Source organism: Pseudoxanthomonas sp. JBR18 (genome assembly GCF_028198165.1).
Lineage (GTDB): Bacteria > Pseudomonadota > Gammaproteobacteria > Xanthomonadales > Xanthomonadaceae > Pseudoxanthomonas_A.
Window position 1 is genome coordinate 2,797,239 of sequence record NZ_CP116339.1, and the last position, 24,955, is coordinate 2,822,193.

Below are 24,955 nucleotides of genomic sequence, written 5' to 3' on the forward strand. Positions count from 1 at the left end.
ACTCTGACGCCGGACAGACTGCAGGTGTGACGCCGGTTGCCTTGGTGTCGCGCAGCGCGCCGTTGTGGGCAGAATGGCGGGATGGGGGAGCGCGCAACGACGTCGTTGAGAACCATGCTGCTGCTTGGCGCGGTGGGCTTGCTGTTGCAGCGGGTCAGCGTCGGCTATCCGTCCTTCCTCGGGCGCAGCGCCGAGATGGCTTCGCTCGTGCATCCGCATACGGGCCTACTGCTGGCCGTGGCGATGCTGTTCGTCCGCACCCGCGTGCTGGCCGGACTCCACGTCGTGCTGTGCCTGGGCTGGATCGCCGACTGGATGCTGTTCATGCATGGCAGCTGGTATGAGGTGCCGGTGGGCATCGGCGCGTATGCGCTGCTCTTCGGATGGACCTGGCTCTGTGCGCGGCTGATGGGCTGGCCGCGCGCGCGCGCCCAGGCGCATCTGCGTCTGGGCGACCTGCCTGGCTATGTCTGCGTTGGACTGCTGCTGTATCCGGTCGGCATCGCCTTGATCGGGGGGCTGGCCTCGCTCTGGCTGTTCCCTGCCGGCGAACGCGTGCAGGTCATGGTCGAGGTGTACTTGTCCAAGCTGTTCGGCGTGCTGGTGGTGACCCTGCCGCTGGTGGCAGCCTGGACCGAGCGCGGGACCCCGGTGCCTGACGAGCGACGCCTGCGCGCCCTGGGCTGGCTGCTGGTGTTGGCGGTCGCGGTGGCGGTGAGCTTCCTGGCCGAAGGCTATCTGCGCCAGCATCTGGGCGCACGCACGGGCCAGCCCCTGCCGCTGATGGACTTCCGCTTCACCCTGTTCGTCCTGGTCGGCGCGGCGGTGATCCGCCTGCGCTATCCGGTGTCAATGGCCTTGCTCGGCGCCTGCCTGCTGCTGATTGCCTATGGCGCGGCGCGCGCGGCCACGGCGAGCAATACCCCTTTGGGCTTCGTCAATCTGCTGCACATCGCCGTCGAACTGGGCGTATTGCAGATCACCGCGCTGTATCTGCTGATCGTGCTGCGCGATGCGCGCCGCAACGCGCGGCAGTTGGATCGGGAGACGCGGCGCGATGCGGTGACCGGCCTGCCCAACCTGAAAGCGCTGCGCGATGGCGTTGCAGAGCGCACACGTGCGCCGGAACGTCGGCAACTGGGCTATCTGCTGCTGGACCGGACCGAGGATCTGGTCTCGGTCTATGGCCTGGAGGTCCAGGCCGAAGTCATGACCGAAGCGGCCGGCCGCCTGGGCGAGGATGTGGAGGCCTATGTGGTGGGCACCGGGCAGTTCGTTCTGCTGCCGACCGCACAAGCGCCCATCGACAGCTGCTGGGAGGACTTGATGGAGCGGCTGCGCGACGTGCGGATCGAGGCGGGCGGCGGACACTTCCGCATGCTCCCGTATCTGGGTGTGGCCGCATTCGCCCACGATACGGCCCACGATCTGGAAGTGGCCCTACGCAATGCTTCCCGACTGGCTTTCCAGGCGCGCCGTCGCAGCGAGCTGCACCCGCTGCTGCACGATCCGGACGAGGGTCGGGTGGGGGCATGGCAGATGGTCAGCAGCGCCTCCGATGCCCTGGCGGCACTGCGCAAGGGGCAGGTCGAGCTCTACTTCCAACCGCTGCATGCGATCGACCAGGCGCATGCGCCGCTGGACTGGGATGCGCCATTGCACGGTGAAGTGCTGTGTCGCCTGCGCGATGAATCCGGCCAGCTGATGATGCCCGCGGCGTTCCTGCCGCAGATCGAGGCGGTCGGTCGCGGTGGCGAGCTGGACCTGGCGGTGGTGCGGGCACTGTTCGACACCCTGGCCGCGCGCCCGGAGGCCATCGGGCGTTTCGCCCGACTCGCCATCAACCTCACCGGACAGAGCCTGGCCTCGGCCAGTTTCGCCAGCAGCCTGCTGGCCCTGCTCGACGACGCGCCGATTCCCGGCAGCCGCTTGATCTTCGAGATCACCGAAACCGCCGCGATTCTGCAGGCCTCGGTCGCGCGCGCGCTGCTCGAGCAACTGCGCGAACGCGGCTGCCTGATCGCCATCGACGACTTCGGCGTGGGCATGCAGAGTTTCGAACGTCTCAAGCTGCTGCCGGTGGATGTGATCAAGATCGACGGCTCGTTCGTGCGCAACGTGGCGGCAGGCGGCAAGGACCACGCCGTGGTGCAGGCCTGCGTGGCCGTGGCACGCGCCTTCGAGGCGCAGACGGTGGCCGAATTCGTCGAGGACGCGCAGACCCTGGCGTGCCTGCAGGCGCTGGGCGTGGACTGGGTGCAGGGCTATCTGATCGCCGCGCCGCGCCCGCTGCAGCTGGTCCTCGGAACGGATCATGCGCTGAGCTAGCGCGCGGGCACGTTGTCGGCGTGATCGAGTGCACGCATCCGGATGGTGCTATGCCGCATGCCGCGACGGCATGTCACGATGCCGCCCGATCGCCGCCGGAGTGCGCGTGGCGACAGGGGGAATGCCGGAATGAGGCACTGGACGGCCACGCGGCTGGGCAGGATCGTTTTGCTTGGTCTGACGGGATTGGTCCTGCAGCAGGTCGCGATCGCTTACCGCATCGATTTTGCAGGCAAGGTGCAGGATGCATCGCTGGTGCACCTGCATGCCGGCCTGCTGCTGGCCATCGCGCTGCTGGCGCGCGATCGTTGGACCATGCCGGGCGTGGGCCTGATGCTGGCCTTGGGCTGGTGCGTGCGCCAGGCTCGCGGTGGTGAAGGGGGCTGGCCCGTGCTGGCATGGGGCTTGGCGGCCTGGTGCGTCATCGTGCTGTGGACCAGGCTGTGCGCGCATTGGACCGGCTGGCCGGTGCCCGGTCACGGGCGTCGCTTTGTGCGCACGCGATTGCCACGTCTGGCGGCGGTGACCCTGTTGCTCTATCCGCTGGGCACGGCGCTGGTGGCGGCTACGTCCATCGTGCTCGACCCGCCGCGCCGCGAATGGCTTGGGGAGATCTTCCAGACGTTCTTTGCCAAGCAGTTCGGCGTGGCCGTGGTCACCTTGCCGCTCATGCTGGCCTGGACCGAACGCGACCATCGGCGGTGGGGTCGCATGCCCTCGCGCGCATTGCGTGTTGGCTGGCCGTTGCTGCTGGGTGGGGCCTTGGGGCTTGGTGTGCTCGCTTCGCATTGCCTGTATCGCGGGTTCTCCGATGCCGGGGTGATGCCGCCGGTGCTGATGGACTTCCGCTTCGTGATGTTCGTGGTGCTGGCCTTTCTGGTCATCCGCCTGCCACCGCTTGGCGCCATGCTGGCGCTGTCTTCGGGGCTGTTCCTGTTGGTAGCCGCCGCCGCCGGTGCCGCGCCCTACGGCAACACCGTGCTTGGGTTCTTCAACCTGCTGCACATCGCGGTGGAGGTGAGCATCCTGCTGATCAGCATGCTCTATGTGTGGCTGGGACGACGAGATCGTCGGATCTTGGCCCATGACCTGTCCGAGCAGGCGCTGCGCAACAGCATCACGCTGCTGCCCAATCTGCGCGCGCTGACCCGCGATCTGCAGCGACGCCCCGGTGGAGGGTGCGAGCTGGCCTATCTGCTGCTGGACCAGGTCGATTTCATGGTCACCGGCTTTGGCCTGGACACCCAGACCGCGGTGATGCAGCAGACCGCCGCGCAGCTGCGCCGGCATGCCCGGGTGTATTACGTGGGCACCGGCCAGTTCGTGCTCATCCGCGAGCCGCAGGCGCTGTCCTGGGAACAGCTGATGCACACCCTGGAGGCCGCCGAGTTGGACCTGGGCGGGCAGCGGCTGCGTCTGTCGCCCTATATGGGGGTCGCTCCCCTGTACGGCGAGGGGGCGTCGGGGCTGGACGCGGCGCTACGCGCATCCTCCCACCTGGCCTTCGATGCGCGGCGCCGGAGCGACGTGCTGCCGCGCTACGCCGCGGCCGCCGACCTGCAGCAGCAGGACCTGCAGCTGCGCCAGCTGCAGGACGCCGGGCAGGCGCTGGACAGCCTGCGGCGGCATCGCATCGCCCTGCATTTCCAGCCCATCGTGCCCTTGCGCGATGGCGGCCATGCCGCCGACAAGCTCTGCGGCGAGGTGCTGTGCCGTCTCTTCGACCAAGACGGCACGCTGATTTCGCCTGCGCGTTTCATGGCGCCGATCGAAGCCGCCGGGCGCGGGGTGGAGCTGGACCTGGCGGTCATCCGCACGCTGCGCGGTGAGTTGGAACGGCACCGTGCCGCGCTGCCGCACTGTGGCCGGATCTCGATCAACCTCACCGGTCAGAGCGTGGCCTCTCCGAGCTTCCGCTCCGAGCTGCGCAGCCTGCTGGCGCGATGGCCGCTGCCGCTGTCCACCCTGTGCTTCGAAATCACCGAAACGGCCGCCATCGCCAGCACCGCCGCGGCCATCGAACTGCTGGAGGAGCTGCGCGCCGGGGGGTGCCGCATCGCCATCGACGACTTCGGCACCGGCATGCAGAGCTTCACCCGGCTCAAGGAGCTGCCGCTGGACGAGATCAAGATCGATGGCTCGTTCATCCGCAACGTCGTCCAACGCGGACGCGACCATGCGCTGGTCCAGGCGTCGGTCGCGGTGGCCCAGGCCTTTGGCGCGGAAACCGTGGCCGAATTCGTCGAGGATGCCGAAACCGCCCAGTGCCTGCGGGCGATGGGCGTGGACTGGGCGCAGGGGCACTTCTACGGCAGGCCGCGCCCGCTGGCCGACGTACTGCTCGACCTGGCCGTGCCCGAACTCACCCCGAGCCTGGCCTGAGCGGCGACCTGCGCGTCGCCTCGGGTGCTCAGGCCTCTTCTTCGGCCAGTCCCAGCAGCCGGTCGGCCTGGTCGCGCCAGGCCGGCAGCTTGGCCAGCACGCCGACGCGACGCAGGTATTCCTCGTCCACCGGGTCGCCGCTGATCAGCGAGGTCGCCACGTGCACCGCGCCGGTCACCCAGAAGCTGCGCAGGCTGGAGCTCTGCGGATGCCGCTGGAAGGCCACCGCCTCGATGATCGGCATGGGCAGGCCCCACAGTCCCAGCAGATAGGCGCCGGCCTCGCTGTGGCCGGGACGCTCGTCCTGGTCGTCGGCCGGGCCGGCGCGTTCATCGCGCACGCCGGGCAGCAGCAGGCCGATATCGGCCAGCAGCGAGGCGGTCGACCCTAGCTCGGCGCTGGTGGACGGCAGGATCTTGGCCGCCAGTCGCGAAGACAGCAGCGCGCGCTGCTGCATGGCGTTGCGTTCCTCGGGCGACAGGGTCTGGACCGAAAACACTTCGCTGGCCAGGACCAGGTCGCGCAGGGTCGCAACACCCAGGCGGGTCACCGCCGTGCGCAGGTCGGCGATGCTGCGCCCCCCGGAGAAGAACGCCGAGTTGCACAGCTGCAGGACCTTGGCCGCGATGGCCGGGTCGGCCGAAACCAGCTTGGCGATGTCGTTGGCGTCGGCGCCCTCGTTGTCTTCCAGCGCGTGCACCAGGCTCAGGTACAGGTGCGGGGGCGAGGGCAGCTTCTCGATGCGGCCGATGGTCGAGCGCAGGCGCGGGTTGTCCAGCAGCTCGCGCAGTTCTTCCAGGCTGGTGACCGCTTCGAGCAGGGCTTCGGGCATCAGCGGCATGGACAGGAAGCGGTGGGCCACGCCAAGCAGGCGCGCGGCGGGGCCGCGCTGGGCCTGCTCCGGATCGACCATGGCGATGCGGCTGGTCTCAGGCCGCAGGGTGCGGATCTGGCCCAGCAGGGTGGCCGTGGTCAGGTCGGGCAGCACGGGGGCGGCGATGACCACGTCGATTGGCGTATTGGCGACCATTTCCATCGCCGCATTGCCATCGGCGACGGTTTCGACCTGCCAGTCCTCGCCCAGATCGGTGAGGTACGCCATCAGCTCCAGCGACAGGCTGGCTTCGTTTCCCACAAACAGAATACGCAAGACACTTCCCCGAAAAGCCGGATGCCGCACCGGCCCGAAATGAAAGGCGACTGTACCGAAAGTCGCGACCCCGGTCACCGCTGCGAACCAGCGCTCCGTCGCAGTTTTGTGCTGGCAATGCGCGATCCTGGCCTCAGGAGGCGGTCTGCGCGCGCGGTGGCCGGTATGGGGGCATCGACAGGATCATTTCCGCCAGCGAATGGGCCAGTTCGCGCTCGGCCAGCACGGCCGCGTCGGCGCCGTGCTCGAGCAGGTGCGCCACCTCGCCCTCGCTATGGGCACGCGCCAGCACGGTCAGCGCCGGGTTGAGCGCGCGCAGCTTGGCGATGGCCTCGCCCGCTTCGAGTGGCTGGGGGATGGCCAGCACCGCGATGCGCGCTTTCTCCGGCTGGGCCTCGGCCAGAACCGCGTCGGCCGCGGCGCTGCCGCGGATGGCGGGAATGCCGGCGGCGTGGGCCTTGTCCACGTTGTCGCGGTTGTCGTCGATGACCACCAAGTGGACCCCGCGCTCGGCCAGCACCCGGACCAGGCTGCTGCCCACGCGGCCGTAGCCGATCACGATGGCATGGTCCTGCGCAATCAGCGGCGGGCCGGGCAGGGGGTCGGGTTCGGGCGTATCGGTGGCCGGGGCGTCCTGGGCCTGGCGGCGGCTCCACGCGTCCAGGGCGGCGAAGAGGAACGGGTTGGCCACGATCGACAGCAGCGCCCCGGCCAGGATCATGTCGTGGCCGGACTGCGGCAGGATCTTCAGGCTCAGGCCCAGGCCGGCCAGGATGAAGGAGAACTCGCCGATCTGGGCCAGGCTGGCGGCAATGGTGAATGCGGTCTGCCGCGGATGGCCGAAGGCGCGGACGATCGCATAGGCCGCCAGCGACTTGCCGACCACCACGATCACGAAGGTCGCTAGCACCTGCAGCGGGTACTTCACCAGGATCATGGGGTCGAACAGCATGCCGACCGAGACGAAGAACAGCACCGCGAACGCATCGCGCAGCGGCAGCGAATCATTGGCCGCCTTGTGGCTCAATTCGGACTCGTTGAGCAGCATGCCGGCGAAGAACGCGCCCAGGGCGAAGCTCACCCCGAACAGCTTGGCCGAGCCGAACGCCACGCCCAATGCGATGGCCAGCACCGAGAGCGTGAACAGTTCACGCGAGCCGGTGGCCGCGACCTTCTCCAGCGTCCACGGGATCACCCGGCGGCCGATCACCAGCATCACCGCGACGAAGGCGGCCACCTGCAGCAGGGTGATGCCCAGCGCCTTGGCGATGGCGACCGTGATATTGGGTTCGCCCTGCGCGGCCTGCACCGCGGCGCCGCCACCCGCTTCAGCCGCGGCGCGCACCGTGCCGGCATCGCCCAGGGCGCCGGCCAGGGCTGGCAGCAGCACCAGGGCCAGGACCATGACCAGGTCCTCGACGATCAGCCAGCCCACCGCGATCTTGCCGCGCCGGGTATCGAGCATGCGCCGGTCCTCCAGCGCCCGCAGCAACACCACCGTGCTGGCCACCGACAGCGCCAGGCCGAACACGAAACCCTGCAGCAGCGGCCAGCCCATGAACCATGCCAGCGCCCAGCCCAGGCCGATGGCCACGGCGATCTGCACGATCGCGCCGGGGATGGCGATGCCCTTGACCTCCATCAGATCGTCCAGCGAGAAGTGCAGGCCCACGCCGAACATCAGCAGCATCACGCCCAGCTCGGATAGCTGCGTGGCCAGGTCCTGGTCGGCGACGAAGCCCGGCGTGAACGGGCCGACCACCATCCCGGCGACCAGATACCCCACCAGGGGCGACAGGCGCAGCTTGTTGGCCAGCGCGCCCAGCAGGAAAGCGACCGCTAGGCCGACGGCGATGATGTCGATCAGGCTGGTGTCGTGATGCATGGGCTCCCTTGGTGATGTGTCCTTCCGGCCACGAGTGTGGCCCAGCTGAACTAGATGGGGCAAATCGAAAATGACTGATCGGTTCATGCCGCCTATCGGCATGGCGCGCCGAAGAGGCACGCGGATCCACCTTACGCCGGGGACGCCACGGCGTGTCTGGTCAGGCGAGTTGGAGGGGGCCGAAAAAGCACAACCCCGGCGCGGGCGCCGGGGTTGTGCGTGGATGTTGCCGGTGAAGCAGGCTTACCAGGTGTAGCCGATCTTGCCGTACACATAGGCACCGTTGAAGCCGAACGGCGAGTAGTTGCTGTACGGAAAGACGCCGCTGGTCGAGTTGGCGTAGATGTTCCGGTCCGGGTAGGTGTCCAGCACGTTGTCCGCGCCCAGGGTAAGCGTCCACTGCGAGGTCGGCTTGTAGCTGGCGGTCACGTCGACCAGCCACTTGGCATTGAAGCTCTGGTCGCGCGCGGCCGTGGTGCTGTTGCGCACGGTGAAGCTGCCGTAGCGGGTGCCGGTCAGGCCCAGGCTCCAGCGATCACTGTGCCAAGTGCCGCCCAGGATGGTCTTGTCCTTGGGGAAGCTGTCTTCCAGACGGCCCACCTCGTCACGCGCGACCAGCGAGGTGGTGATGCCCAGATCGGTCAGCGCGCTCGGCGAGGCATCCAGATGCTGCACCTCGGTCTTGCCGTAGCTGTAGCTGGCGGTCAGGTCCAACGCGCTGGCGGCGAACGGGATGCTGTAGGTGCCCACCACGTCCACACCCCGGGTGCGGGTATCGGCCGCGTTGGTGAAGTAGCGGAACGAGTTGACCCCGCTCAGGCCTAGGCTGGACAGCAGCGCCTGCGCCTGGGTGTTGCCGGACAGGCTGACGTTGGAGGACAGCAGGATGCGGTCGTCGATCTCGATCTGGTAGGCATCCACGGTCAGCGACAGCCGGTCGATCGGCTGCAGCACCAGACCCATGCTGTAGGAGGTCGAGGTCTCGGCCTTCAGCGGCTTGGAGCCCAGCGCCTGCGCCGCCGCACTGCTCGCCGGGAAGGTGCCGCTCTGGTAGAAGACGCCGTCGGAAATGATGCTGGAGATCGACTGGTAGCTCTGCTGGGCCAGCGACGGGGCGCGGAAGCCGTTGGAGACCGTGGCGCGCAGGGCGATCTTGTCGGTGAAGGCGTAGCGTGCCGAGAGCTTGCCCGAGGCCTTGCTGCCGAAGTCCGAGTAATCCTCCCAGCGGCCGGTCAGGCCGGCGGAGAACTTGTCGGTGAAGTCCGCCTCAAGCCCGGCATAGACCGCGTAGTTGTGACGGTCGGCATGGACGGCGTTCTCGGCGCTGAAGCCCGGGAAACCTTGCGCGCCGCCGCCGTAGTAGGACGCCGCCTCGCCCGGCGACTGGTTCCACTTTTCCTCGCGATATTCGGCGCCGAAGGACAGGGTCACCGGGTAGGCCAGGCCCCACTCCAGCGGCTGGGTGAAGTCGGCATTGAGGATGTTCTGGGTGTATTCCAGCGCACCGTCGTGGAAGCGGGTCGGGCTGTCGGTGCCCAGGTCGTAGTTGAGCGTGTTGCGGGTTGCGTAATCGACTTTGTTGTAGCCGTAGTTGTAGCTCACGTCCCAGGTGAAGCCGCCGTCGGTGGCGCCCTTCAGGCCGGCCACCAGCGAGCGGTCCTTGGAGTACTGGTTGATCACCGGCACGTAGCCGTCCGGATAGAACTGGGCGATCAACGCGCCCTGGTTGCTGTGGTTGGGTGAGCGGTAGAACGCGTAGGAATCGATGTCGCGGTTGCTGGCCAGCGCGGTGGCATAACCGGTGATGCGGTCGGTGAAGTCGAAGCTGCCGTTGGCCGACACCGCGCCTGCGTGCACGTCGGGGTCGCCGATGACAAAGGCCTTCTCGCCCACGCCAGGAAAGTTGCCGGTGTTGGGGGTGCTGCCGGCGTAGGCGCCGGAACGGTTGGTCGGATCCTGGCTGCCCACCTGGCCGGCCAGATGCACGCGGCCGCGGCCGTCGGCGAAGCTCACCCCGGTATCGCCGGAGAGCTGGAACTGCTCACCGTCGCCCTTGGAATATTCGCCATAGTTCACGCCCAGGCTGCCGCCCTGGCCGGCGCCCTTGAGCACGATGTTGATCACCCCGGCGATGGCGTCCGAGCCGTACTGGGCCGAGGCGCCGTCACGCAGCACTTCCACACGCTCGATGGCCGACACCGGGATCGAGTTGAGGTCCACCGCCGAGGCGCCACGGCCGATGCTGCCGTTGAGGTTGATGGCTGCCGAGGTGTGGTAGCGCTTGCCGTTGACCAGCACCAGCACCTGGTCGGGCGACAGCCCGCGCAGCTGCGCCGGCCGAATGCCGCTGGTGCCGTCAACCAGCGCCGGGCGCGGGAAGTTCAGCGAGGGCAGGGCGCGCGAGAGCGCGGTCGCCAGTTCGGTGGTGCCGGTGGCCTGCAGGGCTTCGGGGGTGACGATGTCGATCGGCGATTGCGACTCGGCCACGGTGCGATTGGTCACGTGGGTGCCGGTGACGATCACCGTGTCCAGCGTGCTGGCCTTGGTGGTGTCGGTGCTGGAAGCCTGCTGGGCGAAGGTGGGGGCGGCGATCAGGGCGAAAGCCACGGCTGCGGCAAGGCGTGTTTGGATCGGCTGCATGGGAAGCTCCATCGAAGAAGTGCGAAGGACAACAAGGTTCAACAGGTCGGCGTTGCGTTGAGTTGTTGTGAGGTGCCTTCGTAATTATTCGTTAAGCCCATCGGCCGCGCCTACAACCATTGCTGATCAACTCATGAAGAATTCGCATGGCGGTGCCGCGTTTTCGTCATCGGCGTGGGCCTTTGTCCGGATGTGTCGACGTGTGTCGGTGGGGCGGACCTCATGGCGTCTTGCGAAACGAAAAGAGCCCCGGCAATGCCGGGGCTCCTGACGGGGCCGCGTATCTGCGATACGCGTGGGGGTTTACCACTTGTAGCCGATGTTGGCGTACAGGTAGGCGCCGTTGAAGCCGAACGGCGAGGTCGCGCTGTACGGGAAGTAGCTGCGCGTGCCGGCACCGGCCACGGTGCGGTCCGGATATTCGTCCAGCACGTTGTCGCCACCCAGGGTGAAGCTCCAGTCGGCCAGCTTGTAGGTGGCGGCCAGGTCGAGCGTCCACTTGGCGCTATAGGTCTGGTCGGCCGCTTCGGTGGTGCCGAAGGTGGTGAACTCGCCCCAGCGCGTGGCCGTGGCGCTGAACGCCCAGGCGCCCGGGCTCCACACGCTGCCCAGGTAGAACTTGTCCTGTGGCGAGCCTTTGGTGATGCGGCCGATCTCGGCACGACCGATGCGCACCGCATCGGGGTCGATCGCCTCGAGCGCGGCCGGGTTGGCGGCGATCTTGTCGATGTCGGTCTTGTTGTGGTTGTAGCCGGCGCTCAGGTCCAGGTTGCTCGCCGCCAGCGCCCAGCGATAGGTGCCGACCACATCGACGCCGCGCGTGGTGGTGTCCACGGCATTGGTGAAGTAGCGCCCGCCGCCGATGCCGCTGAAGCCGCCCGGTCCGTTGAGATAGTTGCGCACCGCGGTTGAGGTGAGGTTCTCGGACAGCACCACGCGGTCGTCGATCTCGATCTGGTAGGCGTCGATGGTCACGTACAGACCGTCGACCGGTTGCAGCACCAGCCCCAGGCCGTAGTTGGTCGATTCCTCGGCCTTCAGCGGCTCGGCACCCAGGGCCACGGCGGCCGCGGCGTTGGTGCGGAAGGTGCCGATCTCGAACGGCGTGGCCACCACCGAGCCGTCGGGCTGGGCGACGTTGATGAAGTTGGTGGCGATGGACTGGAAGTACTGCTGCTGCAGCGACGGTGCGCGGAAGCCGGTCGAGGCGGTGGCGCGCAGGGCGACCTTGTCGGTGAAGGCATAGCGCAGCGACAGCTTGCCGTTGCCGGTATCGCCGAAGTCGCTGTACTTCTCATAGCGCCCGGCCAGGCCGGCGGAGAACTTGTCGGTCAGATCCGCTTCCAGGTCCGCGTAGAACGAGTAGCTGTTGCGGTCGAAGCTGCCCGAGTCCGAGGGCTTGAAGCCGGAGAACACCTGCGCGCCCGGCAGCAGCGAGCCATTGGCCGAGGGCACCCCGCCGTTGACGTAGGAGGCTTCCTCGCCCGGGGTTTCCTTGAACTCCTCGCCACGCCATTCCGCGCCGAAGGCCAGCGTGACCGGATAGGCCAGGCCCCAGTCCAGCTGCTTGTTGAAGTCGGCATTGAGCACGTACTGGTTCACTTCCAGCGCGCCGGCATAGAAGCTGGTCGGCGAGTTCAGGCCCAGCGAGTTGTTGAGCGAATGCTTGACGTCGAAGGTCAGCTTGTTGTGCCCGTAGTTGGCGCTCAGGTCGATGTTGAGGCCACCTTCGGTGTAGGTCTTCAGACCGCCGACCCAGGACACGTCCTCGGACTCGTTGTAGATCTGCGGCAGAAAGCCGTCCGGATAGATTTCCGGTCGGTTGCGGTTGTCCTCGGCGGCGCGGAAGTAGCCGTTGGAGGTGACCTTGCGCTTGCTGGCCATGCCGTAGGAATAGAACGTCAGGTAGTCGGCGGGCTTGAGCTCGCCGTTGTAGGACACCGCGCCCTGCTCGACTTCCGGATCACCGTAGCGCTGCTCGACCCGGCCGTTGTAGGGCGTGGCACGGTCGGTGTTGTTCTGGTGACCGGCCTGCGCGGCCAGGTGCACGCCGCCGACCTCGCCCAGCTTGAAGCCGGCATCGCCGGAGAGCTGGTACTGGGCACCGTCGCCGGCACTGTACTTGCCCCCGCGCAGGCTCACGCTGCCGCCGCTGTCGCTGCCCTTGAGGACCACGTTGATGACGCCCGCGATGGCGTCCGAGCCGTACTGGGCCGCCGCGCCGTCACGCAGCACCTCGACCCGCTCGATGGCGGCGATCGGGATGGTGTTCAGATCGGCCGGGGAAGAGCCTCGGCCCTGGCTGCCGTTGAGGTTGACCAGCGCGGTGGTGTGGTAGCGCTTGCCGTTGACCAGCACCAGGGTCTGGTCGGGCGACAGGCCACGCAGCTGCGCCGGGCGCACCGCGTCGGTGCCATCGGTGACCGCCGGGCGCGGGAAGTTGAGCGAGGGGATCGCGCGGGTCAGCGCGGTGGCCAGTTCGGTGGTGCCGGTCTGCTCGAGGACTTCGGGGGTGATGATGTCGATCGGGGACTGGGACTCGGCCACGGTCCGGTCGGCGACGCGCGTGCCGGTCACGATCACGTTGTCCAGGGTCTTGGCGGGGGCGTTGTCCTGGGCCAGGGCGGGGGTGGCTAACGCAAGCGCGATGGCTGCCGTCAGCAGGGTGGGCTTGTATGACATGGTGGCTCCGGTCAAGTTGGGGGACTGACGTCGCACGCCCAACCCGGGATCTGCGTCCCGGTGTGGCGAATTGTCGCGACGCGAACCACGAATACCTTGGGTTGCGTGGCTGTGCAACGGTTTCTTAACAAACCATCACATTCGTCAGGACCCGATACACTGTGCGGTCCGCTGCACCCACCCCCTGGAATTGCCTGTGATTTCCCTTCGCAACTTCGCCCTGCGCCGTGGCGAGCGCCTGCTGTTGTCCAACGTCGACCTGACCATGCACGCCGGTTACCGCGTCGGCGTGGTGGGCCGCAACGGCACCGGCAAGTCCAGCCTGTTCGCCGCGGTCAAGGGCGAGCTGGAGGCCGACAAGGGCGACGTGGAACTGCCGGGCAAGGTGCGCACGGCCAGCGTGGCGCAGGAGACTCCGGCACTGGACGAGCCGGCGCTGGAATTCGTCCTGGGCGGCGACGAGGAGATCGCCGCGGTGCTGCGTGCCGAGGCCGACGCCACCGCGCGCGAGGACTGGGAGGCGGTGGCCGATGCGCACCAGAAGCTGGCCGAACTCAACGGCTACGACGCCGAGGCGCGCGCCGGCAAGCTGCTGCACGGCCTGGGCTTTCCGGCCGACACCCATGGTCGGGCGGTCAAGGACTTCTCCGGTGGCTGGCGCGTGCGCCTGAACCTGGCCCGCGCGCTGATGATGCCCTCGGACCTGCTGCTGCTGGACGAGCCGACCAACCACCTGGACCTGGACGCGGTGTTCTGGCTGGAGCAGTGGCTGCTCAAGTACCCGGGCACGCTGCTGCTGATCAGCCACGACCGCGAGTTCCTGGACAACGTCGCCACCCACACCCTGCACCTGCATGGCGGCGGGGCCAAGCTCTACGTCGGCGGTTACACCGACTTCGAGCGTCAGCGCACCGAGCACCTGCGCCAGCAGCAGGTCCAGCACGAAAAGGCCGAGGCCGAGCGCGCGCATCTGCAGAGCTTCATCGACCGCTTCAAGGCCCAGGCCAGCAAGGCCAGCCAGGCCCAGAGCCGGATCAAGCGCCTGGCCAAGATGGCCGGCACCGAGGCGGTGCGCGCCGAGCGCGAGTTCCGGATCGAGTTCGCGCCGCCGGCGCGGCTGCCGTATTCGTTGATCCGCCTGGACCATGTCGACTGCGGTTATCCCGCCGTGGGAGCCGCCAGGGCGGCGAAGGGGCTTTCCGCAGAGGAACTCGCCGCCATGGCGGCTCCCACCGTGATCCTGCACGACGCCGGTTTCGGCCTGGAAGCGGGCGACCGCATCGGCCTGCTGGGGCCCAACGGCGCGGGTAAATCCACCCTGGTCAAGACCCTGGTCGGCGAGCTGGCCCCGGTCCACGGCGAGCGCAGCGCGCATCCGGACCTGCGCATCGGCTACTTCGCCCAGCACACGGTCGAGTCCCTGCACGAGGGCCAGTCGCCGATCGACCACTTCCGCGAGATCGCCCCGGACACCTCGACCCAGGTGTTCCGCGATTTCCTGGGCAAGTGGAATTTCCCCGGCGACCGCGCCTTCGAAGTGGTCGATGGATTTTCCGGCGGCGAGCGCGCGCGCCTGGCGCTGGCGCTGATCGCCTTCCAGCAGCCCAACGTGCTGTTGCTCGACGAGCCCACCAACCACCTGGACCTGGAGATGCGCGAGGCCCTGGCCGAGGCGCTGAGCGATTTCGACGGCGCCATCGTCATGGTCAGCCACGACCGGCACCTGATCGGCCTGGTCTGCGACACCTTCTGGCGCGTGGCCGATGGCGTGGTCGAGCCGTTCGCCGGCGACTTGGACGACTACGCGGCCTGGCTGCGCGCGCGGCCCACCGCCCAGGGCAGCAAGAAGATGGACAAGGTCGAAAAGCCGATCAATGCCCAGACCGCGACGGCCGTGCCGGCGCCGGCCAAGCCCGCCGCGGCGAAGAAGCCGGTCAACCCGCACAAGTTGGCCGCGGCCGAGGAACGGGTCGACGCGCTGGGCGCCGCCCTGGCCGAGCTCGATCGGCAGCTGGCCGACCCGGCCAACTACGCCGACAGCGCGCGCATGAGCGCCATCACCCGCGACCGCGAGGCCACCGCCGAGCAGCTGGCCAACGCTGAGCAGGCCTGGATGGAACTGCTGGAAAGCGCGGCCTGAGGCTTCAAGCCGAGACGGGCGCCGCCGTGGCCTCCAGCCATTGGCGGAAGCTGCGCATCGCCTCGCGCTCCTCGCGCGATCGCAGCCGGGTCAGCCAGTAGCCGCCCACATTCACCCCCAGGTCGAACAGGCGCACCAGCCGCCCGCTGTCCAGGTCGCGCTGGAACATCGCCAGCGGCAGCAGGGCCACGCCCACGCCGGCGGCAGCCGCCTCGGCCAGGGCCAGCGACGAATCGAATACCGGGCCGCGCGCTTCCAGCACGGGGATGCCCGCCGCCTGGCTCCAGCGCGCCCATTCGTCCTGGCGGAACGAGCGCAGCAGGGTGGCGCCGACCAGGTCGCGCGGTTGGTGCAGGCGCCGGGCCAGGGCCGGGGCGCAGGCCGGTGCCAGCGGCGCGGCGCAGATCGAGGTCGCCTCCAGCCCGGCCCACTGGCCATCTCCGAAACGGATGGCCAGGTCCAGGCCATCGCCGGCCTGCTCGATACGGTTGTTATGGGTCTGCACGCGCAGGTCGATGCCCGGATGCGCGCGGGTGAAGTCGAGCAGGCGCGGCAGCAGGAAGCCGGTGGCGAAGGTGCCGACCACGCCCACCGTCAGCGCCTCGCGGTGGCGGCCACCGTCGAAGCGGTCCAGCGCCGCGCCGATGCGGTCGAAGGCCGCGCGCAGTTCCGGCGCCAGTGCGGCGCCTTCCTCGGTCAGCGCCACGCCGCGTGGCAGGCGATGGAACAGGGACAGGCCCAGGCGGTCTTCCAACTGACGGATCTGATGGCTCAGCGCGGCCTGGCTGACGTGCAGCTCCAGTGCGGCGCGGGTGAGGTTGAGGTGCCGCGCGGCGGCCTCGAAGGCGCGCAGGGCATTGAGCGGGAGGGCGGATCGGAGCATGACGGCCTGTTCGAGGTCGGGGAATGCAGGCGCGGTGGCGGCGGCCGCGCAACCGGCACTGTAGCTCAGCCATAGATTCAGCTTATGGCTGCCTCTGAAACTTCGCGCTGGTGGGCGCGGATCTGCCTTCCAATAATCCTTCGGATCTTTCAGTCCGGAGTGCTGCCATGTCTGACCGTCGTCGATTCCTCCAACGCAGCGGCACCGCGTTGCTCACCGCCTTTACCGTCCCCTTGGCGTCGGCTGTCGTCCCGGTGGCGCCTGTGGCCAAGTGCCGTGTGGAAGCCGCGATCGCCAGCGCCAAGGATCTGGCCGCGCTGGAGCAGATCAGCGGCGGGCGCCTGGGTGTGACCCTGCTGGACGTTGGGACGGGCCGCCGCCTGGGCCGACGCCAGGACGAGCGCTTTCCCATGTGCAGCACCTTCAAGGCGTTGCTGGCCGCCCACGTCTTGAGCCTGGCCGACGCCGGGACGCTGTCGCTGGATGAGCGCATCCCGATCGGCCAAGCGCAGATGATGTCCTGGGCACCGGTGTCGGAGCGGCACCTGGGCAAGGACCTCAGCGTGCGCGACCTTTGCCGGGCCATTGTCACCCTCAGCGACAATCCCGCGGCCAACCTGCTGCTGAAGCGGGTTGGTGGACCGCCCGCGCTGACGGCGTTTCTGCGCAAGCAGGGCGATGCGGTGACGCGCAACGATCGTTACGAGCCGGAGATGAACAGGTTTACGCCGGGCGATCCACGCGATACCACCAGTCCCGCGGCGATGGCCGCCAGCCTGGCGCGCTTCGCCGTGGGGGATGGGCTGTCTGCGGGCTCACGGGCGCAGTATGCGGACTGGTTGATCGACAACCAGACCGGCGACGATTGCCTACGCGCCGGCCTGGGCAAGCGTTGGCGTGTGGGCGACAAGACCGGCAACAACGGTCGCGACACGCGCAATGATCTGGCGGTGTTATGGCCACGCGCCGGCGGTACGCCTTGGGTGCTCGTGGCGCTGCTGCAAGGTGCGCGCGTGGACGAGGCTCAGCGCGATGCGGTGCTGGCACGCGTGGGGGCGCTGGCCGATGCGATGATCGCTTGAGCGCGCGGCCGCATCCGGCGCGCGGCGGCTTTTTCTCATCGCGGGCCGTGGGCGTTTCGACTTCGCGGCGACGGCGGTCAGCGTCGCAGCGATTGCCGCTAGCAGAGCAAGCTCCGCGCTACGGGGCGGGCTGGATGTCAGTTTTCCCACGGTAGAAAGGCCGCTTCGCAGCGGCCTTTCGGCTTCCCACGATGATGCCGAAGTGGCTTGCCGCAGCCTGGCATCGGCGCTTCGCGCCTCGGATCGAGCGCGTCGGTTGCCTCCCGCGAGCGAATGTCATCGCGCACGGCTCGCTCAAAAGTAGAAGCCGATGTTGAGGTTCAGCCGCGAATGCCAGCCCGGGTTGTCCGGCGCGGCCAACCCGATGCCGTCGCCGCCGGCAAACCACATGTTCTTGCCCGCGATCCAGTCGATGTACACCAGCATCGGACCTTTGCCAAAGCTGCAGCCGGTGACGTTCTGGACCGAGTCGCGCAGGCCTGGTGCGCCGCCGACCGGCAGGGTCGCGCTGAGGTCGTTGTAGCAGGTGATCGTCTCCAGCCGGCCGGTGCGGGGCAGGGCGTAGGACAGGTTCAGCGTGGGCACGTCGGCCTCGCGCGCAATCTCGAACGGGGCCTGGAAGGCGGACAGGGCGATGCGGTCGCCCGGGATGCGATATCGATAACGGGCCCACTGCGCCTGCCAGCTCAGGCCGTCGCGGCTCCACTGGGCGTGCAGGGCGGCGCCCTGGTGACCGTCGTCGTGGCCCGTATCGCGGCGCTGCACCCGGCCGAAAAAGACAGACGCTCCCAGTTGTAGTTCGCCGCCACGCCATTGGCTGGTGTGCGCATAGCGCAGGTTGAGCCGGCCATGCTCGCGGTAGGGCAACGCATCGGTGGTGGCCACGTCGAACGAGTAGCGGTCGTAACGCCGGCCACTGAGGTACTCGTCGCCGGCAAACAGCCCCACGTGCCATTGATGGGCGCCGACGTGGCGCTGCCAGACCGCGCCCAGGTCGTAGTCGTCCTCCAGGCCAAGGTAGTAACCCGAACCGAACCAGAAGCTGTGCGAGGCCGTGGGCAACAGGCCGAACGGCACCTGCGCCACGCCCACGCGCAGGTCCGACGCGGCATCGAACTTCCAGCCGGCCCAGGCGTGGTGGATCGCGCTGAAGCCGTCGTACCAGCGGTACTGCACCGAGAAGAACGCAGGGCCCGCCTCGCCCTTGAGGTCCACGCGCAGCAGCTCCAACTGCAGCCGACTGGTGGGCGCGTAATCGAGCCAGCCGTAGTTGAAGCGCGCCGCGCCGCCAAATTCGAAGGACGCCAGGGTGTCTTCGGGCGGTGGGGGCGCTTCGGCGCGCTCGGCCAGTGCGAGGGGCACAGCGGCCAGGCTGGCAGTGCACAGCAGCAGTTGGGCGACGAGGCGGGACACGTCGGTGGACCTCCAGCGCTAGGCGCTTGCCAGGCAGGGTCGGTGAGGGGCAAGGGGCGCCATGCAGGCCGGCGCCAGGCGGGCCAACGCCGGTTGCGGACAGGCGCCAGCCTAGCCGGGTCGAGGTGAGGCCTGCGCCACGACACCTGACATGGCGATCCAGCGCAGTGGACCGCGGCGAAAAAAGAAAGGCCGCGTTGCCGCGGCCTTTCCTCGTGCAGCGAGACGCTGAAGGCTTACTTCAGCTTGGCATCGGCGCGCAGCGCCTCGGCCCGGTCGGTCTTCTCCCACGAGAAGGCGGTGGCGGTGTGCTGCTTGCCGGCGCCATCGGTGTAGGTGAATTCCTTCGGCTTGCGGCCGAAGTGGCCGTAGGACGCGGTCGGCTGGTACATCGGGTGGATCAGGTCGAGCATCTTGATGATGCCATACGGGCGCAGGTCGAAATGCTTGCGGATCAGCTTCTCGATCTTCTCGTCCGGGATCTTGCCGGTGCCGAAGGTGGTCACCGAGATCGAGGTCGGCTCGGCCACGCCGATGGCGTAGGAGACCTGCACTTCGCAACGGTCGGCCAGGCCAGCGGCGACCACGTTCTTAGCGACGTAGCGTGCGGCGTAGGCGGCCGAACGGTCGACCTTGGACGGATCCTTGCCCGAGAACGCGCCACCACCGTGACGGGCCCAGCCGCCGTAGGTGTCGACGATAATCTTGCGCCCGGTCAGGCCGCAGTCGCCCACCGGGCCACCGATGATGAACTTGCCGGTCGGGTTGATGTGGAACTTGGTGCCCTTGTGCAGCCACTTGGCCGGCAGCACCGGCGCCAGGATTTCCTCACGCACCGCTTCGATCAGGTCCTTCTGCTTGATGCCCGGATCGTGCTGGGTGGACAGGACCACCGCGTCGATGGCGTTGGCAACGCCATTCTCATAGCGCAGGGTGACCTGGCTCTTGGCATCCGGGCGCAGCCACGGCAGCGGCGAGTTGCGCTTCTTGCGCACCTTGGCCTGCTGCTCGACCAGGCGGTGCGAGAGGTGGATCGCCGCGGGCATGTAGCTGTCGGTCTCGTTGGTGGCATAGCCGAACATCAGGCCCTGGTCGCCGGCGCCCTGCTGCTCGGGGTTCTTGCGGTCCACGCCCTGGTTGATGTCCGGGGACTGCTTGCCGATCAGGTTCAGCACGCCGCAGGTCTCGCCGTCGAAACCGACCTCGGAGCTGTTGTAGCCGATGTCCAGGATCACCTTGCGGGTCAGGGCTTCCAGGTCGATCCAGGCGCTGGTGGTCACTTCGCCGGCGACGATCGCCACACCGGTCTTGACCAGGGTCTCGCAGGCCACGCGGGCGCGCTTGTCCTGGGCCAGGATGGCGTCCAGCACGGCATCGGAAATCTGATCGGCGATCTTGTCCGGATGGCCTTCGGAGACCGATTCGGAAGTGAACAGGTAGCTGGACATCAGGCTTATATCCTTCAATGCGGATGAAAAGATGGCCGCGCATGATACACGCGTGCGCGGCGCGGCGCATGGTGGCGCCCCCCATGTTGCGCTGGCGTTACCGTTCCCGCCCACCGCCCGGGCCTGCGGCGGCGCGCCACCGTGTCACCGGACTGCCGCGATGCTGCAATGCAGCTGACGCCGTTGGCGCCCAGTCTGGCGCTCCAGATCGTCCGCTATCGTGGGAATGGGGCCCGCCATGCGACCTCTGGAAGACACCCTGATTGAACGTTATCCGCGTTGGTTCGGCGGTCGCCGTGGCCTGCTGACCCGACCATTGCTGCGTCGCTACGGCCACTGGTCCGGCATCGACCAGGCGATGGCCTTCCTGCGCGATCACCAGGACAGCGATGCGTGGGACTTCGTCACCGCCTCGCAGTCCTTCCTGCAGTTGGAGGGCGCGCACGATGCGCAGGCGCTGGCCCGCATTCCGCCATCGGGCCCGCTGCTGGTGGTGGCCAACCACCCCTCGGGCGCGCGCGATGCGATGGCGCTGCTGGATCTGGTCGGCCAGGTGCGCCGCGACGTGCGCATCGTCGCCAATGCGCTACTGACCCACATCGTCCCACTGCGGCCACTGCTGCTGCCGGTGCGCGTGTTCGGCGGCAGCGCGGCCGCCGGCAGCCTGCGCCAGGTGCGCGCGGCGCTGGAGGCGGGGCAGTGCGTGATTGTGTTTCCGGCCGGTGAAGTTTCGCGCCTGCATCCGCTGGGCGTGCGTGACCCGCGCTGGCGGCCGGGCTTCGTGCGTTTCGCCCGGGCCAGCGGCGCGCCGGTGCTGCCGGTCCGCGTGCAGGCGCGTAACTCGGCGCTGTTCTATGGCGCGTCCGCGGTATTCAAGCCGGCCGGCACGGCGTTGCTGCCACGCGAGATGTTCGCCCGACGCCGGCAGCCGCTGCGCCTGCACGTGGGCCATGCCCAGGTGCTGGAAGCCGGGCGCGACGAGACGGTGGTGCTGCGCCAGCTGCGACGTGCCCTGTATGCGCTGGGCCGTCGGGCGGATGCGGCGACCGAAGCGCCGGCCGCGCTGATCGCACCGGTGCCCGTGGACGTGCTGCGCCAAGCGGTGGCGCAGCTGCCTGGCCTGGGCCGCACCAGCGAGGGGCGCCGGATCGTGGCCGGCCCGCTGGCCGCCGACTCGCCGCTGCTGCGCGAGATCGGACGCCTGCGCGAGCTGACCTTTCGCAAGGTGGGCGAGGGCACCGGTCGCGCGCTGGACCTGGATGACTACGACACCTGGTACGACCATATCGTGCTGTGGGACGAAGATGCCGGCGCGGTCGCCGGCGCCTACCGCGTGGCGCGGGGCGCCCAAGTGCTGGCGCGACGCGGGCTGGCCGGGCTGTACACGGCCAGCCTGTTCGACTGGTCAGAGAGCGCCTTGCCGCGCATCGCGCAGGGGATGGAACTGGGGCGCAGCTTCGTCGCGCCGGACTACTGGAACAGCCGCAGCATCGACCAGCTGTGGCAGGGCATCGGCGCCTATCTGGTGGCGCATCCGCAGGTGCGTTACCTGTTTGGCGCGGTGTCGATGAGCGCGGCGCTGCCCGAGGCGGCGCGCGCGCAGATCGTCGCGTATTACCAGCGCTTCCATGGGGCCGACGCGGTCGCCACGGCGCGCCATCCGTTCCGGCTGCAGCAGATGCCGCCGCAATTCGAGGCGCTCGACGCCGGTGCCGCCTTCGCCCTGCTGCGCGAGAACCTGGCCGCGCTCGGCGCGCAGGTGCCGATGCTGTTTCGCCAGTACACCGAGCTGTGCGAGCCCGGTGGCGCGCGCTTCCTCGCCTTCGGCGTGGACACGGATTTCGCCGGCTGCGTCGATGGCCTGATCGAGGTGGATCTCGAACGCATGCAGGCACGCAAACGCCAGCGCTACCTCACCGCCCCCACGCAGGAGCAAGCCACATGAACCGCGCCGTGTTCGTCTCCGATGTGCACCTGGGTTCCACCCATTGCCATGCCGCCGAGTTCGCCGATTTCCTCGGCCGGGTGAAATGCAGGCAGTTGTATCTGGTCGGCGATATCGTCGACCTGTGGTGGATGTCGCAGCGACGCGCGCGCTGGGATGCGGCGCACCAGCGCGTGGTCGAGGCATTGCATGCGCTGGCGCGCAACGGCACCGAGCTGATCTACGTGCCCGGCAACCACGACCGCGCCGCGCGTCGTTTCTGCGGGCTGATGCTGCCGGCGATGCAGGTGCGCCGCCGCGTGATCCACACCACCGCCGACGGCCGCCGCCTGCTGGTGATCCACGGCGACGACTACGACGCGGTGACCCACTTCGGCGGACTGCAGGAGCGGTTCGGCGACTGGCTGTACTACCGCATCCTCACCGGCAACAAGCTGGTCAACCGGCTGCGGCGGCGCTTCGGCCTGCGCTACTGGTCCCTGGCCGAGTACCTCAAGCGCAAGAGCGCGGCGGCCGAGCGCTATATCGGCCGTTTCGTCGAGGCCGGCCTGGCCGATGCACGCCGGCGCGGGCTGGATGGCATCGTCTGCGGCCATATCCATCGCGCCGCGCTGCTGCGTCGCGACGGTCTGGTCTACGCCAACGACGGCGACTGGGTGGAAAGCCTGACCGCGCTGTGCGAGACCGCCGACGGCAGCCTGCAGTTGCTCGCCCACACAGGGCAGGTGTTGAGCGAACTGCCGGCGCGGTTGCGTCTGGTGAATGACGGAGCGGCCCTGCCGCAGGCGGCCTGAGCATCGCCCAACCGGCTCCTGCGTGAGGCGACTGTAGTCGCGCTTTCTTTCGTAGCGCGGCCGTGTCCGTGTCGATCCGTGGCCTGCGTGAAGCGGGCATGGACCTGCCACGACTGCGTTCGTTCCTCCCCGGATGGCTGCTGATCGCCGTGCTGATTGCGTTGGCATTCGGCCGCTCGGCGGCCGGCACCGCGCGTGACGGCCTGACCATCGACGAGCCGTATCACTACACCGCCGGGCTGTCGTACCAACGCTTCGGCGACTATCGGCTCAATCCCGAACATCCGCCGCTGGCCAAGCGCTGGGTCGCATGGCTGGCGCCTTCGCGGGTGGTGATGCCGCCACTCCGCGTCGTGCATGAGAAGCGCGACGAGCGCCGCTTCGTGCAGACCGTCGCGTATCTGGATAACGCTCCGGCCGAGACCCAGGCCAACATCCGCCACGCGATGTACCTGCTGAACCTGGCGCTGCTGGCGGCGCTGGGCCTGGTGGTCTGGCGCGTGGCTGGGGTGTGGTGGTCGGCGGGGTTGCTGGCCTGGCTGGCGGTCGAACCCACCGTCGGTGCGCACCTGCCGCTGCTGATGACCGATCTGCCGGTGGCCTTGGCACTGGGCCTGACCGCTGCGTGCGCCGCGTGGCTGGCGTCGAGCTGGCGCTGGCCGGCCTGGTGCGCGTTCGCGATCGCGGCCGGGCTGGCGCTGGGCGCGAAACATTCGGCGCTGGGCGGACTGGTGGGGGTCGGCGCGGCGTTGCTGGCGCTGTCGCTGTGGACACGCGGTGTCGCCTGGCGCGTGCGGTTGCAGCGTGTGGCCGCCGTGTGCGCGGCGGCGGTGCTGTCGCTGGGGCTGCTGTGGGCGCAGTACGGCTTCCAGTACCACGCCAGTCCCGATGGCGGGGATCCATTCAACCGGCCGTTTGCCGACAAGATCGACGACCTCGCTTCGCCCACGCAGCGGGCCGTGCTGACTTTCGTCGACCGCGTGCACCTGTTGCCGCGCCCGTACGTGTGGGGCCTGGCCGATACGCTGCGCGCCGGGGTGGAAGGCCGCGGCCAGCGCACCCACAAGCTGTTCGGCCACAAGTATCACGGTGCGCCGCCGTGGTTCTTCTGGCCGGGCGAACTGCTGGCGAAGATTCCCTTACCGCTGCTCGCCGGCGCGCTGTTGGGCCTGCTGGCGCTGTGGCGCGCGCCGTTGACGAGCAACCAGCGCCGGCTGCTGGTGACGATGGGCGCGCTGGGACTGGCGTACTGGCTCTCGCTGCTGCCCTCGCGCGGGACCTACGCGGGCGTGCGCCATGCGCTGCCGCTGTTCCTGCCGCTGGCGACGCTGGGCGGCGCGCTGGCCTGGCGTGCGTCGGTGGCCTTGCGTCATCGGCAGGCGCTCAAGCCGCTGGCGTTCGCACCGGCTGCGCTGGCACTGGTGATGACGGTGCGCGAGCCGCGCCTGTACGAATACTTCAACGAACTGGCCGGCGGCAGCGCCAACGCCTGGCGCAACTTCAGCGACGAAGGCGTGGACCTGGGGCAGCGCTTCCCCGAGATCGAAGCCTACGCGAACGCGCACCTGCCGCCGGGCACGCCGATCTACAACGCCTACATGTACATGCCCGAGCTGATCCGCGCGCGCCGGCTCAACCTGCATCGCTATGTCGAATCGGTCGACGACACCAATGTCGCCGGGCACTACGCCGGCTGGTTCGTGATCCCGCTGGACACGCAGATCCCGGCCCCGGAATACGACTACGACCCGAAGAAATTCCTGGCGCACATGACTCTGGTCGATCGCATCGGCACCCTCGGTGTCTGGCGCGGCGAGGTGGACGAGCCGCGCCTGCGTGCGATGGGCCTGTTCCCGATGCTGATCGAGGAGATCTACGAAAAGCCACGACCGAACTGGCGGCTGGTCGCCCAGCGCTGCGGCGAGATCGTGGCCAGGATGCCGTTCCATGTCGGCTGCGCGGTGGAGGAGGGCAACGCACTGGCCCGGCTGGGGGACGTGGCCGGTGCGCGCAAGGCCTGGGCGCAGGCGCGCGCCACCATGCCGGCCGACGATCCCACCGTCGTGCAGTTGCTGGCGCTGGAACGGGCGAGCGCCAACGGCAAGTTGCCCACCCACTGGCGGCCGGTGCGCGATCCCTGGCTGGAGTGATCGTCATCCCGCCGCGCGGTGACGCACTGCTAG

Annotated in this window: 14 protein-coding genes; 7 read left to right on the forward strand and 7 right to left on the reverse strand. The window is 68.6% G+C overall.

Annotated elements, in window-relative coordinates; translation table 11 throughout:
* Positions 1 to 114 precede the first annotated feature (114 nt).
* Together PJ250_RS12590 and PJ250_RS12595 are read left to right on the forward strand one after the other, a co-directional pair.
* On the forward strand, positions 115 to 2,328 hold the full coding sequence (locus PJ250_RS12590; RefSeq protein ID WP_271644917.1) for an EAL domain-containing protein: 2,214 nt from the start codon (positions 115 to 117) through the stop codon (positions 2,326 to 2,328).
* Between the two features lie 129 nt (positions 2,329 to 2,457).
* The gene (locus tag PJ250_RS12595) at positions 2,458 to 4,710 is read left to right on the forward strand and encodes an EAL domain-containing protein (protein ID WP_271644918.1); all 2,253 of its coding nucleotides are present in this window, start codon (positions 2,458 to 2,460) and stop codon (positions 4,708 to 4,710) included.
* Between the two features lie 28 nt (positions 4,711 to 4,738).
* On the opposite strand, the gene PJ250_RS12600 is transcribed toward PJ250_RS12595, so the two are convergent.
* From PJ250_RS12600 to PJ250_RS12615, 4 genes are all read right to left on the reverse strand, one after another.
* Positions 4,739 to 5,860, reverse strand: coding sequence for an HDOD domain-containing protein (locus tag PJ250_RS12600; RefSeq protein WP_271644919.1), 1,122 nt, complete (start codon positions 5,858 to 5,860; stop codon positions 4,739 to 4,741).
* Positions 5,861 to 5,993: 133 nt separating this feature from the next.
* Complete coding sequence (gene ybaL / locus PJ250_RS12605; protein WP_271644920.1) at positions 5,994 to 7,745, reverse strand: cation:proton antiporter domain-containing protein; 1,752 nt, start codon at positions 7,743 to 7,745, stop codon at positions 5,994 to 5,996.
* A 243-nt stretch (positions 7,746 to 7,988) separates the two neighbouring features.
* Entirely contained in the window at positions 7,989 to 10,385 is a 2,397-nt protein-coding gene (locus PJ250_RS12610) for a TonB-dependent receptor plug domain-containing protein (protein ID WP_271644921.1), read from the reverse strand.
* 303 nt (positions 10,386 to 10,688) lie between these two features.
* Complete coding sequence (locus PJ250_RS12615; RefSeq protein ID WP_271644922.1) at positions 10,689 to 13,067, reverse strand: TonB-dependent receptor plug domain-containing protein; 2,379 nt, start codon at positions 13,065 to 13,067, stop codon at positions 10,689 to 10,691.
* Positions 13,068 to 13,263: 196 nt separating this feature from the next.
* Here PJ250_RS12615 and PJ250_RS12620 point away from each other — a divergent pair, with 196 nt between their 5' ends.
* Positions 13,264 to 15,207 (forward strand): ABC-F family ATP-binding cassette domain-containing protein, encoded by a 1,944-nt coding sequence (locus tag PJ250_RS12620; protein WP_271644923.1) that lies wholly within the window; start codon positions 13,264 to 13,266, stop codon positions 15,205 to 15,207.
* Positions 15,208 to 15,211: 4 nt separating this feature from the next.
* On the opposite strand, the gene gcvA is transcribed toward PJ250_RS12620, so the two are convergent.
* Complete coding sequence (gene gcvA / locus PJ250_RS12625; protein ID WP_271644924.1) at positions 15,212 to 16,090, reverse strand: transcriptional regulator GcvA; 879 nt, start codon at positions 16,088 to 16,090, stop codon at positions 15,212 to 15,214.
* Positions 16,091 to 16,257: 167 nt separating this feature from the next.
* Between gcvA and bla the strand changes: the two genes are divergently transcribed.
* Positions 16,258 to 17,172, forward strand: a complete 915-nt coding sequence (bla, locus tag PJ250_RS12630) for a class A beta-lactamase (protein ID WP_271644925.1) — start codon at positions 16,258 to 16,260, stop codon at positions 17,170 to 17,172.
* A gap of 294 nt (positions 17,173 to 17,466) precedes the next feature.
* On the opposite strand, the gene PJ250_RS12635 is transcribed toward bla, so the two are convergent.
* Complete coding sequence (locus PJ250_RS12635; RefSeq protein ID WP_271644926.1) at positions 17,467 to 18,585, reverse strand: putative porin; 1,119 nt, start codon at positions 18,583 to 18,585, stop codon at positions 17,467 to 17,469.
* A 236-nt stretch (positions 18,586 to 18,821) separates the two neighbouring features.
* Entirely contained in the window at positions 18,822 to 20,033 is a 1,212-nt protein-coding gene (gene metK / locus PJ250_RS12640) for a methionine adenosyltransferase (protein ID WP_271644927.1), read from the reverse strand.
* Between the two features lie 238 nt (positions 20,034 to 20,271).
* Here metK and PJ250_RS12645 point away from each other — a divergent pair, with 238 nt between their 5' ends.
* The 3 genes from PJ250_RS12645 to PJ250_RS12655 all read left to right on the forward strand — a co-directional run bounded on the left by PJ250_RS12645 (position 20,272) and on the right by PJ250_RS12655 (position 24,922).
* On the forward strand, positions 20,272 to 21,978 hold the full coding sequence (locus PJ250_RS12645) for a bifunctional ornithine lipid synthase OlsF (protein ID WP_271644928.1): 1,707 nt from the start codon (positions 20,272 to 20,274) through the stop codon (positions 21,976 to 21,978).
* Positions 21,975 to 22,772, forward strand: coding sequence for a UDP-2,3-diacylglucosamine diphosphatase (locus PJ250_RS12650; protein ID WP_271644929.1), 798 nt, complete (start codon positions 21,975 to 21,977; stop codon positions 22,770 to 22,772). Before PJ250_RS12645 ends, PJ250_RS12650 begins: the two co-directional genes overlap by 4 nt.
* Before the next feature lie 62 nt (positions 22,773 to 22,834).
* Positions 22,835 to 24,922 carry a hypothetical protein gene (locus PJ250_RS12655; RefSeq protein ID WP_271644931.1) on the forward strand — a complete coding sequence of 696 codons (2,088 nt, stop codon included), beginning with the start codon at positions 22,835 to 22,837 and terminating at the stop codon, positions 24,920 to 24,922.
* Positions 24,923 to 24,955 lie beyond the last annotated feature (33 nt).